Source organism: Marinobacter sp. UBA3607 (assembly GCF_002375525.1).
Classification (GTDB): domain Bacteria; phylum Pseudomonadota; class Gammaproteobacteria; order Pseudomonadales; family Oleiphilaceae; genus Marinobacter; species Marinobacter vinifirmus.
On record NZ_DFLY01000025.1, the window covers coordinates 78,685 to 91,530 of the forward strand.

At 60.2% G+C, this 12,846-nt stretch carries 11 protein-coding genes; 8 read left to right on the plus strand and 3 right to left on the minus strand.

Features of this window, described 5'->3' with window-relative positions; all coding sequences use genetic code 11:
* Positions 1 to 93 precede the first annotated feature (93 nt).
* Complete coding sequence (gene ilvA / locus B2589_RS09715; RefSeq protein WP_199458162.1) at positions 94 to 1,635, minus strand: threonine ammonia-lyase, biosynthetic; 1,542 nt, start codon at positions 1,633 to 1,635, stop codon at positions 94 to 96.
* 137 nt (positions 1,636 to 1,772) lie between these two features.
* Between ilvA and rpiA the strand changes: the two genes are divergently transcribed.
* The 3 genes from rpiA to ppa all read left to right on the plus strand — a co-directional run bounded on the left by rpiA (position 1,773) and on the right by ppa (position 4,355).
* The gene (gene rpiA / locus B2589_RS09720; protein ID WP_286816436.1) at positions 1,773 to 2,453 is read left to right on the plus strand and encodes a ribose-5-phosphate isomerase RpiA; all 681 of its coding nucleotides are present in this window, start codon (positions 1,773 to 1,775) and stop codon (positions 2,451 to 2,453) included.
* A 137-nt stretch (positions 2,454 to 2,590) separates the two neighbouring features.
* Positions 2,591 to 3,730, plus strand: coding sequence for an acyl-CoA dehydrogenase family protein (locus B2589_RS09725; RefSeq protein ID WP_286816437.1), 1,140 nt, complete (start codon positions 2,591 to 2,593; stop codon positions 3,728 to 3,730).
* A gap of 97 nt (positions 3,731 to 3,827) precedes the next feature.
* On the plus strand, positions 3,828 to 4,355 hold the full coding sequence (ppa, locus tag B2589_RS09730; RefSeq protein ID WP_022988360.1) for an inorganic diphosphatase: 528 nt from the start codon (positions 3,828 to 3,830) through the stop codon (positions 4,353 to 4,355).
* 92 nt (positions 4,356 to 4,447) lie between these two features.
* Here the strand turns inward: ppa and B2589_RS09735 are convergent, their stop codons facing one another.
* Positions 4,448 to 5,500 carry a DUF2333 family protein gene (locus B2589_RS09735; protein WP_286816438.1) on the minus strand — a complete coding sequence of 351 codons (1,053 nt, stop codon included), beginning with the start codon at positions 5,498 to 5,500 and terminating at the stop codon, positions 4,448 to 4,450.
* A gap of 22 nt (positions 5,501 to 5,522) precedes the next feature.
* Positions 5,523 to 7,508, minus strand: a complete 1,986-nt coding sequence (locus tag B2589_RS09740; RefSeq protein WP_286816440.1) for a bifunctional diguanylate cyclase/phosphodiesterase — start codon at positions 7,506 to 7,508, stop codon at positions 5,523 to 5,525.
* Between the two features lie 204 nt (positions 7,509 to 7,712).
* Here B2589_RS09740 and B2589_RS09745 point away from each other — a divergent pair, with 204 nt between their 5' ends.
* The 5 genes from B2589_RS09745 (at position 7,713) to prmA (ending at position 12,780) form a co-directional block, all read left to right on the plus strand.
* The gene (locus B2589_RS09745; RefSeq protein WP_286816441.1) at positions 7,713 to 9,323 is read left to right on the plus strand and encodes a GGDEF domain-containing response regulator; all 1,611 of its coding nucleotides are present in this window, start codon (positions 7,713 to 7,715) and stop codon (positions 9,321 to 9,323) included.
* A 261-nt stretch (positions 9,324 to 9,584) separates the two neighbouring features.
* Positions 9,585 to 10,025 carry a type II 3-dehydroquinate dehydratase gene (gene aroQ, locus B2589_RS09750; protein WP_022988365.1) on the plus strand — a complete coding sequence of 147 codons (441 nt, stop codon included), beginning with the start codon at positions 9,585 to 9,587 and terminating at the stop codon, positions 10,023 to 10,025.
* Positions 10,026 to 10,051: 26 nt separating this feature from the next.
* A complete protein-coding gene (gene accB, locus B2589_RS09755) occupies positions 10,052 to 10,516 on the plus strand; it encodes an acetyl-CoA carboxylase biotin carboxyl carrier protein (protein WP_286816442.1) in 465 nt (154 codons plus the stop codon).
* Positions 10,517 to 10,534: 18 nt separating this feature from the next.
* Positions 10,535 to 11,881, plus strand: coding sequence for an acetyl-CoA carboxylase biotin carboxylase subunit (gene accC / locus B2589_RS09760; RefSeq protein ID WP_022988367.1), 1,347 nt, complete (start codon positions 10,535 to 10,537; stop codon positions 11,879 to 11,881).
* A 2-nt stretch (positions 11,882 to 11,883) separates the two neighbouring features.
* On the plus strand, positions 11,884 to 12,780 hold the full coding sequence (gene prmA, locus B2589_RS09765) for a 50S ribosomal protein L11 methyltransferase (RefSeq protein WP_286816444.1): 897 nt from the start codon (positions 11,884 to 11,886) through the stop codon (positions 12,778 to 12,780).
* The last annotated feature ends 66 nt before the right edge of the window (positions 12,781 to 12,846 follow it).

Sequence of the window (12,846 nt, forward strand, 5' to 3'; positions counted from 1 at the left end):
CAAGCGTCACATGGATGTGCCGAAGGAGCGTGTTTCGGAAGGCCCCACCAGCCCCTGATTCGGCAATCCACGCAAAAGGCCCGTGCCCGGTTTCTACTTTGCGTTGCCGCTTCCGTTACCCGCGCCCAGGAACAACCGGTAGGCCTCGTTATCGGTCATGTTTTCGTAGCGGAAGCCCACTTTCTCCAGCATTTTCTCGAAATCCGGAATTTCCGCTTCGTTAACCTGGGCACCCAGCAAAACGCGGCTGTAGGCTGCGCCGTGGTTGCGGTAGTGGAACAGGGAGATGTTCCAGCGGGTGCCGAGGGACATGAGGAACTTCAGCAACGCGCCCGGGCGTTCGGGGAATTCGAACTGGTAGATGACTTCGTTGCTGACCGACGGGGCGTGGCCGCCGACCATGTGGCGGATGTGTTGCTTGGCCAGGTCGCTGTCGGTGAGGTCGATGACGGAGTAGCCGGTTTCGCGCAGTTCCTGCACCAGCTCTTCGCGGCCCAGGCCGCCGGCCTGGATCTGGATGCCAACGAAGATGACGGCTTCGCTGGCATCGGCGTAGCGGTAGTTGAATTCGGTGATGCTGCGTTTGTGCAGGGCGTTGATGAAGGTTTTGAACGCGCCCGGTTTTTCCGGGATGGTGACGGCCAGGATGGCTTCGCGTTTTTCGCCGATTTCAGTGCGTTCGGAGATGTAGCGCAAGCGGTCGAAGTTCATGTTGGCGCCGCTGAGCACGCCAGCCAGGTTTTCGCCTTCAAGCTGCTCCCGCTCGATGTATTTTTTCATGCCGGCCACCGACAGTGCCCCTGCCGGTTCTGCGATGGAGCGGGTGTCTTCGAATACGTCTTTGATGGCGGCGCAGATTTCGTCTGTCGAAACCGTGATGACTTCATCGACAGCGTCTTTACAGATGTTCCAGGGTTCTTCCCCGATCTGTTTAACCGCCACACCGTCTGCAAAGATACCTACTTCGTCCAGGATCACCCGCTCACCGGCCGCCATGGCGGCTTGCAGGCAGTTGGAGTCTTCCGGTTCCACGCCGATCACTTTGATGTCCGGGCGCAGGTATTTGATGTACGCCGCCATGCCGGCGATCAGGCCGCCGCCGCCCACGGGGATGAATACCGCGTGCATGGGCTGGGAAAATTGCCACATCATTTCCATGGCTACGGTGCCCTGCCCGGCGATGACGTCCGGGTCGTCGTAGGGCGGGATGTAGGTGTAGCCGTGTTTTTTGATCAGCTCCTGGGCATGGGCGGCAGCTTCGTCGAAGGCGTCGCCTTTGAGTACTACCCGGGCGCCCCGGTCCCGCACCGACTTCACTTTGATGTCAGGCGTGGTCTGGGGCATCACGATCACGGCCTTGATTCCCAGTTGCTTGGCCGACAACGCCACGCCCTGGGCATGGTTACCGGCGGAGGCACAGATCACGCCCTTGGCTTTCTGCTCTTCCGAGAGCTGGGCAATCCGGTTGTATGCGCCACGAATCTTGAAGGAGAACACTGGCTGAAGGTCTTCACGCTTGAGCATAATATTGTTGCCAAAGCGCTTGGACAGGCTGCGGGCTTCAGTCAGCGGTGTTTCGATGGCGATGTCGTAAACCCGCGCATCGAGAATCTTCTTGATGTAGCGTTGCGGCATGATGGTTCCGGTTGCTGGTGAGTGGCTGGGAAAAACCTACAGTTTAGAAACTTTGCACGGTAGCCGTCTATAAGCACAGACACTGCGAGCGTATAATGAGAAGCGAATTCAACCCGACAATCCCCCGGAGCTCCGCCATGACCCAGGACGAACTGAAACAAGCCGTTGCCAAAGCTGCCGTAGACCACATTGCCCCGCACCTGGAGCCGAAAAGCATCGTAGGCGTCGGCACCGGCAGTACGGCCAACTTTTTCATCGATTACCTGGCCGAGTACAAAAACGATTTCGACGGCGCCGTAGCGAGCTCCGAAGCCACCGCCGAACGCCTGAAAAAACAAGGCATTCCGGTGTATGACCTGAACGCCGTTAACGAAATCGAGTTCTATGTCGACGGTGCCGACGAAACCAACGAGCGCCTGGAACTGATCAAGGGCGGCGGCGGCGCCCTGACCCGGGAAAAGATTGTGGCTGCCGTCGCCAAGACGTTTATCTGTATTGCCGACGAATCGAAGATGGTGGGCATTCTGGGCGAATTCCCGCTGCCCGTGGAAGTCATTCCCATGGCTCGCAGCCATGTGGGCCGGGAAATCGTCAAACTCGGTGGCGACCCGGTTTACCGGGATGGCTTTGTCACTGACAACGGCAACATCATCATCGACATCCACAACCTGGACATCTCCCGACCGATCCAGGTGGAAGAGCGGCTCAACAACATTGTCGGCGTGGTTACCAACGGCCTGTTCGCGCGGCGCCCGGCGGACTTGCTGCTGCTGGGCACCAGCGAAGGCGTGAAGAGCATTGCCCGCCCCGGCGCCTGAGCCGGAAGCAGCAAGCGACCAAGCCGGCCAGCAGCGCCGGCTTTTTCTGGCCCACACGCACAAACCAAGCGCTTGCTTGGTAAAGAAATTTAAGAGACACTTCGGATAACACCAACAAGAACGCGGGAAGCCCGATTGTGTCTGACTACTTCAACGAAACCCACGAACAGGTTCGCCTGACCGCCCGTAAATTTATCGAAACCCACGTACTGCCCCATGTCGACAACTGGGAAGAAGCCGGCGAGTTCCCCCGGGAAATCTACCAGAAGGCAGGCGACGCAGGGCTGCTGGGCATTGGCTTTCCGGAAGCGCTTGGTGGCGTTGGTGAAGGCGATATTTTCATGAAAGTAGCCGTGTCCGAAGAGCTGATGCGCTCCACCTCCGGCGGTTTTGTCGCCAGCATCGGTTCCCTGGATATCGGCCTGCCACCGGTGGCCAAGTGGGCTAAAAAAGAAATACGCGATCAGATCGTACCGCCGGTGCTCCGGGGCGAAAAAATTGCCGCCCTGGCGGTCACCGAACCCGGCGGCGGCTCTGACGTCGCCAACCTGAAAACCCGAGCTGTAAAAGACGGCGACCATTACATCGTCAACGGCAGCAAAACCTTCATCACCAGCGGCACCCGTGCCGACCACTACACCGTGGCTGTGCGCACCGGCGGCGAGGGCCATGGCGGCATCAGCCTGCTGCTGATCGACCGTGACATGCCCGGCTTCAGCACCGGCACCAGGCTCCGCAAGATGGGCTGGTGGGCCAGCGACACCGCCGAACTCTTCTTCGAAGACTGCAGGGTACCGGCCGACCGCCTGATCGGCGCCGAAAACGCCGGCTTCATTGCCATCGTGAGCAACTTCCTGGCCGAACGCCTGAGCCTGTCCATCATGGCCTACATGACCGCCCAGCTGGCCTATGAAGCCGCGATGCATCACGTCAAGGAACGCAAGGCCTTCGGCCGCCCGGTCTCCGGCTTCCAGGTAACCCGCCACAAGCTGGTGGACATGGCCACCCAGATCGACATCGCCCGGGAATACACCTATCGCTGCGCGGCGCTGATGCAGGCCGGCAAAAACCCGATCAAACAGGTGGCCATGGCCAAGAACTTCTCCGTCGACGTGTGCGAAAAAGTCACCCGCGAGGCGGTGCAGCTGTTCGGCGGCATGGGCTTCATGCGGGAATCGGTGGTGGAGCGCCTGTACCGGGATGCCAAAATCCTGTCGATCGGCGGCGGCACCACGGAAATCATGAAGGAGCTGATTGCCAAACAGATCCGGCTGTGACCAAGGTTTAGTTTCGAATGGCAGGAGACTTCCGTATAATTGCGCCCAATTTTCCACCGCAGTTAAACGAACACTAACGTAGCAGGAAGGATCGCACATGCAATTCGACAACATCCCCGCTGGCAAGAACCCGCCGGAAGACATCTACGTAGCCATCGAAATCCCGGCTAACAGCTCCCCGGTCAAGTACGAACTGGACAAAGACATGGGCGCCCTGCTGGTTGACCGTTTCATGGCTACCCCCATGTTCTACCCGGCCAACTACGGCTTCATCCCGCACACCCTGGCTGACGACGGCGACCCGCTGGACGTGCTGGTAGTAACCCCGTACCCGATCCAGGCCGGTTCCGTTATTCGCTGCCGTCCGGTGGGTGTACTGAACATGGAAGACGAAGCCGGTGGCGACGCCAAGCTGGTTGCGGTTCCCCACGACAAGCTGACCACCACTTACCACGACGTTAAAGAAATCGACGACCTGCCCGAGCTGCTGCGCGACCAGATCCGTCACTTCTTCGAGAACTACAAGACTCTCGAGCCGGGCAAGTGGGTGAAGGTACAAGGCTGGGACAACGCCGCCGCTGCCAAGCAAGCCATTGTTGATGCCGTGAACGCCTACAAAGGCTGATCACGTATCAGGCACAAAAAAACCGGGCAGCCCTAACAGCTCCCCGTTTTTTTTGTGTCTGCGTTACCCTCCCGGGTAACGCATATCCGTTGTTACCCCCGTGACAACAGGTCCCGCATGTCACTGATTGCTGCATTGGCCCGTGACAGGTAAGCGGCCATGGTCAGGGAGTGGTTAGCCAGCAGGCCAAAGCCACTGCCATTCAGGATCACCGGGCTCCACATGGATTCCTGGGTGCCTTCCAGCTCGATAATGATCTGCTTCACACTGGCCATGGCGTTCTTGTCCACAATCACCTTGCGGAAGTCCACTTCAATGGCCCGGAAGATGTGCAGCAGGGCCCAGGCACTGCCGCGGGCTTCGTAGAACACATCGTCAATCCTGGTCCAGACGGTTTTCACATCCTCACCGCCGATGTCTTCAGACAGCGGATCGTCCGGATCAAGGTTGGCAACCGCATCGGACACCGAGGCCTTGCCCACACTCTCGCTCAGGGTGCGGGACAGGCTGCCCAGGCGGGTTTCCAGGTCTGCCAGCCAGTTACCCAGGTTGTCCGCGCGGGCAAAGAACTGGGCATCGGCCTGGGCGGGGTCCGACAACCGGTTCAGATAGCGCTTGAGGGCATTGATACCGCGACGGTACTCAGCCTCGGTGGAGGGTATCGCCCAGCTCTCGCTGTCGAAGTGCAACTGGGGCTCGGCAATGGTCAGGTCCGGGTCTTCAGCCGATTGGCTCTGGGAACGGCTGATGTCTTTACGCATGGCCCGGGACAGGTCCCGCAGCTGCACCAGCGCGCCGTACTCCCAGTTGGGCATGTTGTCCAGCCACAATCCCGGGGGGAAGATGTCGTTAGAGATGTATCCGCCCGGCTTGTCCAGCAGGGTTTCGGCAATCCGGATCATGGTGGCGGTGGTGGCAAACCCGGTTACCGGCTCCCGCTCCATGGTGTTGGCCAGGGTTCGGGTATGGTCACGCACAGAGAAGGTATCCGGCTCGCTGCTCCAGTACATGCCGAGCACAATCGTAACCAGCAGGTATACCACCAGCACCGCCAGTACAAATTTACCGATTACACCACTGCCTCCGGTGTAATCCTGTACGTCTTCCTTTTTGTCCCTGAAGTACTGTCTGATCTTGCCCGACATAAGTCTCCCGTTCTCCCGTTGCTTATTCGTCTGCCCCGAAGGGCCTGCCCAGATGGTATCCCATGGCGCCATCAATACCCAGCTTACAGACTACCGAGTATTCCGCTTCGGTTTCCACTCCGGTGGCGAACACCCGCACGCCGCGGCTGTGCGCGATGCCGATCACCGACTCCACCCAGAACCGGTTCTCGCTGTGGCTGTCCAGGTCGTGGATGAAACTGTTGTCGATACGAATGCCCCGGAAAGGCAGATTTCTCAGATAGCTGAACGGCACCCCGCCAACGCCGAAACGATCCACCATCACCGGAACGCCAATTTTCACCAGCGCCCGAACCAGCCAGCCAGCCTTTTTGCGATGATGGTTCAGCGCAAGTTCGGGAATGCCTACCCACAGCCTGGCCACCCGGTTCCCGGCCCGGGTCAGCGCTTCCAGCAGGTCTTCACAGAAGCGGTCATCACCAACGGAGGAAACCCCCAGCGATATGGCCAGGGTTTGGTCCGGCGTCTGTTCCAGCATCGCCAGCACCCGGGCCAGCAACAACCGGTCAATGCCGGCAATCAGGCCCAGGCGTTCGGCCACGGGCAGAAATGCCCCGGCCTTGAGGTCGCCCTCCGGCGAGGGAATGCGCGAAAACGCCTGATAATGGGCCAGGGCACCGTCTTCACAGGTCACCATTGGCTGCAGCCACAATGACAGGTTCCCGGATTCAATGGCACCGGCCAGCAGGTCGCGCCAGGATTCCATGGTGAGATGGCTGTCCGCCCCGGCCTGCTCCAGGCAGCAACCGGATTCGCATTTCTCCTGGGCTGCCCGCAAGCCTTCATCCGCCGCCGCCAGCAGGTCACGAACCCCGGCCCCGGGCAAAGCCACCGCCAGCCCTCCGTGCACGGCCGTGTCCATGGGCGAGGCCAGGTCGCAATAGATACTGTCCAGTTCCTGGATTAACCGCTCAAGCCAGTTCCGGGCGTCGGCTGCCGGCGCTCCTGGCAGAAACACCACAAACTCCGCGCCGGTGCGCCGGCCGGCAAAGGATTGCGGGTGGCGGGCAGTAAACCCGGCCAGGCTTCCGGCCACCTGGCGCAGTAACTGGTCGCCCTCTTCACGGCCATAGGCCATGTTGTAATCGGCAAAGCCCGCCAGGCGGATCATGGCCAACACACCGGGAGCCGACTTTTCTTCCGACATGATTTCCGCTTTCAGGCGCTGGTCAAAGGAACTGCGGCTGGCCAGCCCGGTTACCGGGTCTTCACTGTTCACTTTGCGCAAATGCTGGATAAGCCGGCCCTGACCGACAAACAAACGCTCCAGGTCGTCCGCCATCTGGTTCATGGCTTCGGTTACGCGGTTCAGCTCACGGGTGGAGCGGGTGCGCACCCGGTTCCGGAAATCCCGCCGGCCCCAGGCCCGGGCCTGCTGCTCCAGTGCCGACAGCGGCCGCAGTAACCGGCGCACCAACAGAAACAGGGCCACCAGGCCCGCACCGCCGATCACCAGCACGCTAACCAGCAAGCCCAGGGATATGCGCCACAGGTCGTCGTAGGCGCGGCCCGGATGACTGACCACCCTGACCTTGCCCAGGCGCGACCAGCCCCGTACCACTTCCGCCTCCGCTTGCGGCAACGGCAGCTCCGCCAGGCGAATAAACCAGCCGGGGGCGGCCGCACCCTTCAGCGCCATACGCCGGCCCGCAATCTCCTGGCCGTCATGGCCGATGTATTCCACCGACAGGTAACGGCCGCTGTCAAAAACCGCATCCACCAGGGACGCCGAGGCCACAGGGTCTGAGCCGTCAATCGCGTTGGAGAGGGAAAGCCCGGTAGCGGTCGCTCCGTCAAGGGCGTGGTCTGTGAGCTGGTCCGCCACGTAGTCCCGGAAGTGCCCGAAACTGGTGATAAACGCTGCGGCAAGAATGATCACCAACAAACCGCTGGTGAACAGGGTCAGCAGGCTGCTCAGGGAGATTTCACCCTGCTGGGCTGCGAACGTGTTTGTGTGCTTCCTTGCCATGATATCCCGGCCCCGGCCATGCTGGCCTGAACGATTCCCGTGATCAGCGGCCCGTGACCGGTGCCGCAGAGTTGACAAACATTTACAGTGTGCAATCTACGCCGACAACATTAAACACTATAGACTCTGAAAACCGACTAAGGTTAGAAAGTTACCCCTGCGGATCGGGTGCATCTTCATAAAAAGGACACAGGCCGGAGCCCCATGAACGACGAGAGCCAGAAAGAAAAACTCAGGCAACACTTCGCCCGCCGTGTAACCACCCAGGCCCGGGTGGTACTGGATACCTGGCAGAAGATCAGCGAGAACCGGGGCCAGGCCGAAAGCCTCCGCGAGCTGTTTGCCGCAGACACCGACAAACTGGTGCGCTACGCCCTGCGCTTCGAGATGAATGACCACGCCGTTGCCGGCAAGCGCATCCTGCAACTGCTGGCAAGCTGGGCGCCGGGCTCAGCCCTGGATGACAACCTGGCTGCGCAATTACAGGAAGCCACCGGCAGCCTGTGCCAGAGCACCCAGCGCCGCTCCGACCAGGCCACGGGTCAGGCACCGCAGCAATACCGTCGCACCCCGGTCTACATTGCCCTGGACAACAGTGAAACCGCCAACCGGCTGATCCGCCAGCTGGAATTTTTCGGGTTCCGGGCCGCCGCCTTCGCCACCGCCCGGGAGCTGGTCGAGGCCTGCAACCAGAGCAAGCCGGAAACCATCCTGATGGATGTGAACTTCGGCGGATCCGCCCTGGCGGGTATCAGCACCGTAGAGCAGTTACAGGCCCGGCACGAGACTCCCATCCCGATTATCTTCGTCAGCGAAGACGATGGCACCATTGAAACCCGGTTGCGGGCATCCCGCTGTGGCGGAGAGGAATTCTTTTACCCGGCCGTAGACCCGGGCCAGCTGATCGAGAAAATCGAAACCTACTGCAACGGCAATTCCAGCGAGCCCTACAAGGTGCTGGTACTGGACGACTCCCGGGCCCAGGCGAAATTCATGGAGACGGTGCTCAAGCGGGCCGGCATGAACGCCTACGTTATCACCGACCCGATGCAGATTATCAACGCCCTGGACGAGTTCTCTCCGGAAATCATCATCCTCGACATGTACATGCCCGGTTGCACCGGCACCGAGATCGCCCGGGTTATCCGCCAGCAGGACAAATTCCACAGCGTACCGATTATCTACCTGTCGGCAGAGGAAGACGTGAACAAGCAGCTGCAGGCCATGAGCCTGGGCGGCGACGACTTCCTGACCAAGCCGATTGACCCGAAACACCTGGTGGCAACCATCCACAACCGGGGCCGCCGGGCCCGCTCGTTACTGGCACTGATGATCCGCGACAGCCTGACCGGCCTGTATAACCATACCCACACGCTGTACCTGCTGGAACAGGAGCTGTTGCGGGCACGCCAGAAAGACCAGCCGCTGGCCTTTGCCATGATCGATATTGACGAGTTCAAGAAGGTCAACGACACCTATGGCCACCCCATCGGCGACCGCATACTGCGCAGCCTTTCCATGTTTCTGAAACAGCGGTTGCGCAAAACCGATCACATCGGCCGCTATGGCGGTGAAGAGTTTGCCGTGATCCTGCCCAACACGTCCGCGCAGGATGCCCGGAACGTCCTTAACGACATCCGCCAGCGTTTCTCCGAGCTGCAGCAGCAGGCCGGCGAACAGGAGTTCCGGGTGTCATTCAGTTGTGGCGTTGCCAGCTGGCAGGGCGACAGCGCCCAGTCACTGTGCGAACGGGCAGACCAGGCCTTATACCGCTCGAAAGAACACGGCCGCAACCAGATCAGCCTGGCCTCCTGACCACCCCTCCGGGCCGGGCGCCCCGCCCGGCCCATGAAACCAATGTCGAATAGCCGCCTTGGTAACCATGGCCGACAATTGAGGCCATCAACGAAATGTCATCGCACCGCCGGCCATTGCTGTGTAAGCTTTTTCAGGACCAGTCCGGCAGCAGGAAGATTGTCAAAAAGTGTTGATCCTGGGCTAACAAGCACGCACCATTCGGGTAACGTGCCGTTATCTTCGGCGATCCTGTTCAAACAACACCAAGGCAAAATTACCATGTCGACCATACTTGTGCTCCATGGCCCCAACCTCAACATGCTCGGCACCCGTGAGCCCGAGGTGTATGGCTATGAGACTCTGGCCGATATCGATGACCGGTTGCGAGAGAAAGCGGCAGACAAAGGCCATCATCTCCTGCACCTGCAATCGAATGCGGAATATGAGCTGATCGAGCGTGTGCACGAAGCCCGGGCCGAAGGCGTGGATTTCATCATTATCAATCCGGCCGCCTTCACCCACACCAGCGTGGCGCTGCGTGACGCCATGCTGGCATCCGGCATTCCGTTTATTGAAGTGCATCTTTCCAACGTGCATGCGCGGGAGCCTTTCCGCCATCACTCGTACTTTTCGGATATCGCCGTAGGCGTTATCTGCGGGCTGGGCAGTCAGGGCTATGACCTGGCACTGCAGGCTGCCCTGCAACGAATTCACCGATAGACCAGTAAAACGGGACTGAAACAGTTATGGATATTCGCAAAATCAAGAAACTGATCGAGCTGCTCGAAGAGTCTGATGTCGAAGAGCTGGAGATTCACGAAGGCGACGACTCGGTACGCATTTCCCGCCGTCGCGAGCAGGCAGCTGCCGATGGCCATTATGTAAGCCACTACGCCGCACCGCAGGCGCCCCAGGCACCGGCGCCCGTGGCTGAAGCAGCACCGGCTGCAGAAGCTGCTGCCCCGGCTGCACCGAGAGGCCATACCGTGAAGTCTCCGATGGTTGGCACCTTCTATCGTTCACCCTCACCCACAGCTGCTGCATTCGTTGAAGTGGGCCAGACCGTGAATGCTGGCGACGTGATTTGCATCGTTGAAGCCATGAAGATGATGAACCAGATCGAAGCCGACAAGGCCGGTACCATTACCGAAATCCTGGTCGAAAATGGCCAGCCGGTTGAGTTTGACCAGCCCCTGGTCGTCATTTCCTGAATTCGGTGATTGCTAACCATGGCCATGTTAGAAAAAGTTCTGATCGCAAACCGCGGTGAAATTGCCCTGCGCATTCTCCGCGCGTGCAAGGAGCTGGGCATCAAGACGGTTGCCGTGCACTCGCAGGTCGACCGCGACCTGATGCACGTGCGCCTTGCAGACGAATCTGTCTGCATTGGCCCGAACAGCCCCACAGAAAGCTACCTGAACATTCCCACCATCATCAGCGCTGCTGAGGTGACCGATTCCGTGGGCATCCACCCGGGCTACGGCTTTTTGGCGGAGAACGCCGACTTTGCCGAGCAGGTCGAGAAAAGCGGCTTCCGCTTCATCGGCCCCCGGGCAGAAACCATTCGCCTGATGGGTAACAAGGTCTCGGCCATCGAAGCCATGAAAAAGGCAGGCGTACCGACCGTACCCGGCTCCGACGGCCCGCTGACGGACGACGACGAGCGCACCCTCAAGCTGGCGAAGCAGATCGGCTACCCGGTGATGATCAAGGCCGCTTCCGGCGGTGGTGGTCGCGGCATGCAGGTGGTGCATTCTGAAGCCGCCCTGCTGAAAGCGGTGCAGATTACCCAGACCGAAGCCAAGAACGCCTTCGGCGATCCCACCGTCTATCTGGAGAAGTTCCTGGAAACTCCACGCCACGTGGAAGTCCAGGTACTGGCGGATATGCACGGTAACGTGATTCACCTGGGCGACCGGGACTGCTCCATGCAGCGCCGCAACCAGAAGGTAATCGAGGAAGCACCGGCTCCGAACATCAACCCGGAATCCCGGGAGCGCACCCTCAAGGCCTGCGTGGATGCCTGTAAGGAAATCGGTTACGTGGGCGCCGGCACCTTCGAGTTCCTGTACCAGGACGGCGAGTTCTATTTCATTGAAATGAACACCCGGGTACAGGTTGAGCATCCAGTTTCTGAGATGGTCACCGGCGTGGACATCGTGCGTGAGCAGCTGCGCATTGCCAGCGGCCTGCCGCTGCAGTACAGCCAGGACGAAATCCATATTTCCGGCCACGCCATCGAGTGCCGGATCAACGCCGAAGACCCGCAAACCTTCGTGCCCAGCCCGGGCAAGGTGAAGCACTTCCACGCTCCCGGCGGCAACGGCATCCGTGTGGATTCGCACCTGTACAGCGGCTACACCGTACCGCCGTACTACGATTCCCTGGTGGCCAAGCTGATCACCTGGGGCGACGACCGGGAAATCGCCCGCCGGCGCATGAAGAACGCGCTGGACGAAATGCTGGTCGAGGGCATCAAGACCAATCAACCCCTGCATCGAAAACTGGTACGCGATGGTGGCTTTAAACAGGTAGACTTCACCATCCACTACCTCGAGAAACTGATGCGGGATTAACCATGCCCTGGATACAACTCCAGATTCCAGCTGATCCGGACACCGCGGATCAGCTGGAAGATCTGTTAATGGAAATGGGCGCAGACGCCGTTTCCATGGAAGACGCAGCCGACCAGCCCCTGTACGAGCCCGATCCGGGCACCACTCCCCTCTGGAGCCAGACCACCGTTACCGGCCTGTTCCAGTCAGATCGCAACATCGAACAGCTGTTAGCGGATATCCGCGACGCCTGGCACCAGCAAACCCAGCAGTCCCTGGCCGAGATTGAAGTGACACTGGTGGAAGACAAGGACTGGGAACGGGCCTGGATGGATGATTTCCACCCGCTGCAGTTCGGTGAACGCCTGTGGATTGTGCCCAGCTGGCACGAAGCCCCGGATCCGGACGCCGCCAACCTGCTGCTGGACCCTGGCCTGGCCTTCGGCACCGGCACCCACCCCACCACCGCCCTGTGCCTGGAATGGCTTGACGGCCAGGATGTTGCCGGCAAACAGGTAACCGACTACGGCTGCGGCTCCGGTATCCTGGGCCTGGCTGCCCTGCTGCTGGGTGCGGACCATGTGATTGGCGTGGATACAGACCCGCAAGCCCTGGAAGCCAGCCGCGACAACGCCCGTCGTAACGGCGTGGAAGACAACCGCCTGGACCTCTACCTGCCCGGACAGGATCCCGACACCCGGGCTGACGTAATGCTGGCCAACATCCTGGCCCAGCCGCTGATTGGCCTGGCGCCGAGGCTGGCAGAGTTGACCAGACCCGGAGGCCACCTGGTACTGTCCGGCATTCTGTTCAACCAGGCCCGGGAAGTGATGGATGCCTACGAGCCGTGGTTCATCATGGACGAGCCGGAACAGAAAGAAGACTGGATACGCCTCACAGGACGGCGCAGGGACAGATGACGGCCCAGGCGTTTATGACTAAACTGCCTGCTCGTACTGACCAAAATGCAATGACCTAGCGATCCC

Coding starts and splice junctions, on each gene's coding strand:
- accC (WP_022988367.1), top strand. CDS start 10,535: ATGGCCATGTTAGAAAAAGTTCTGATCGCAAACCGCGGTGAAATTGCC.
- prmA (WP_286816444.1), top strand. CDS start 11,884: ATGCCCTGGATACAACTCCAGATTCCAGCTGATCCGGACACCGCGGAT.
- ppa (WP_022988360.1), top strand. CDS start 3,828: ATGCAATTCGACAACATCCCCGCTGGCAAGAACCCGCCGGAAGACATC.
- B2589_RS09740 (WP_286816440.1), bottom strand. CDS start 7,508: ATGGCAAGGAAGCACACAAACACGTTCGCAGCCCAGCAGGGTGAAATC.
- aroQ (WP_022988365.1), top strand. CDS start 9,585: ATGTCGACCATACTTGTGCTCCATGGCCCCAACCTCAACATGCTCGGC.
- ilvA (WP_199458162.1), bottom strand. CDS start 1,635: ATGCCGCAACGCTACATCAAGAAGATTCTCGATGCGCGGGTTTACGAC.
- rpiA (WP_286816436.1), top strand. CDS start 1,773: ATGACCCAGGACGAACTGAAACAAGCCGTTGCCAAAGCTGCCGTAGAC.
- B2589_RS09745 (WP_286816441.1), top strand. CDS start 7,713: ATGAACGACGAGAGCCAGAAAGAAAAACTCAGGCAACACTTCGCCCGC.
- accB (WP_286816442.1), top strand. CDS start 10,052: ATGGATATTCGCAAAATCAAGAAACTGATCGAGCTGCTCGAAGAGTCT.
- B2589_RS09735 (WP_286816438.1), bottom strand. CDS start 5,500: ATGTCGGGCAAGATCAGACAGTACTTCAGGGACAAAAAGGAAGACGTA.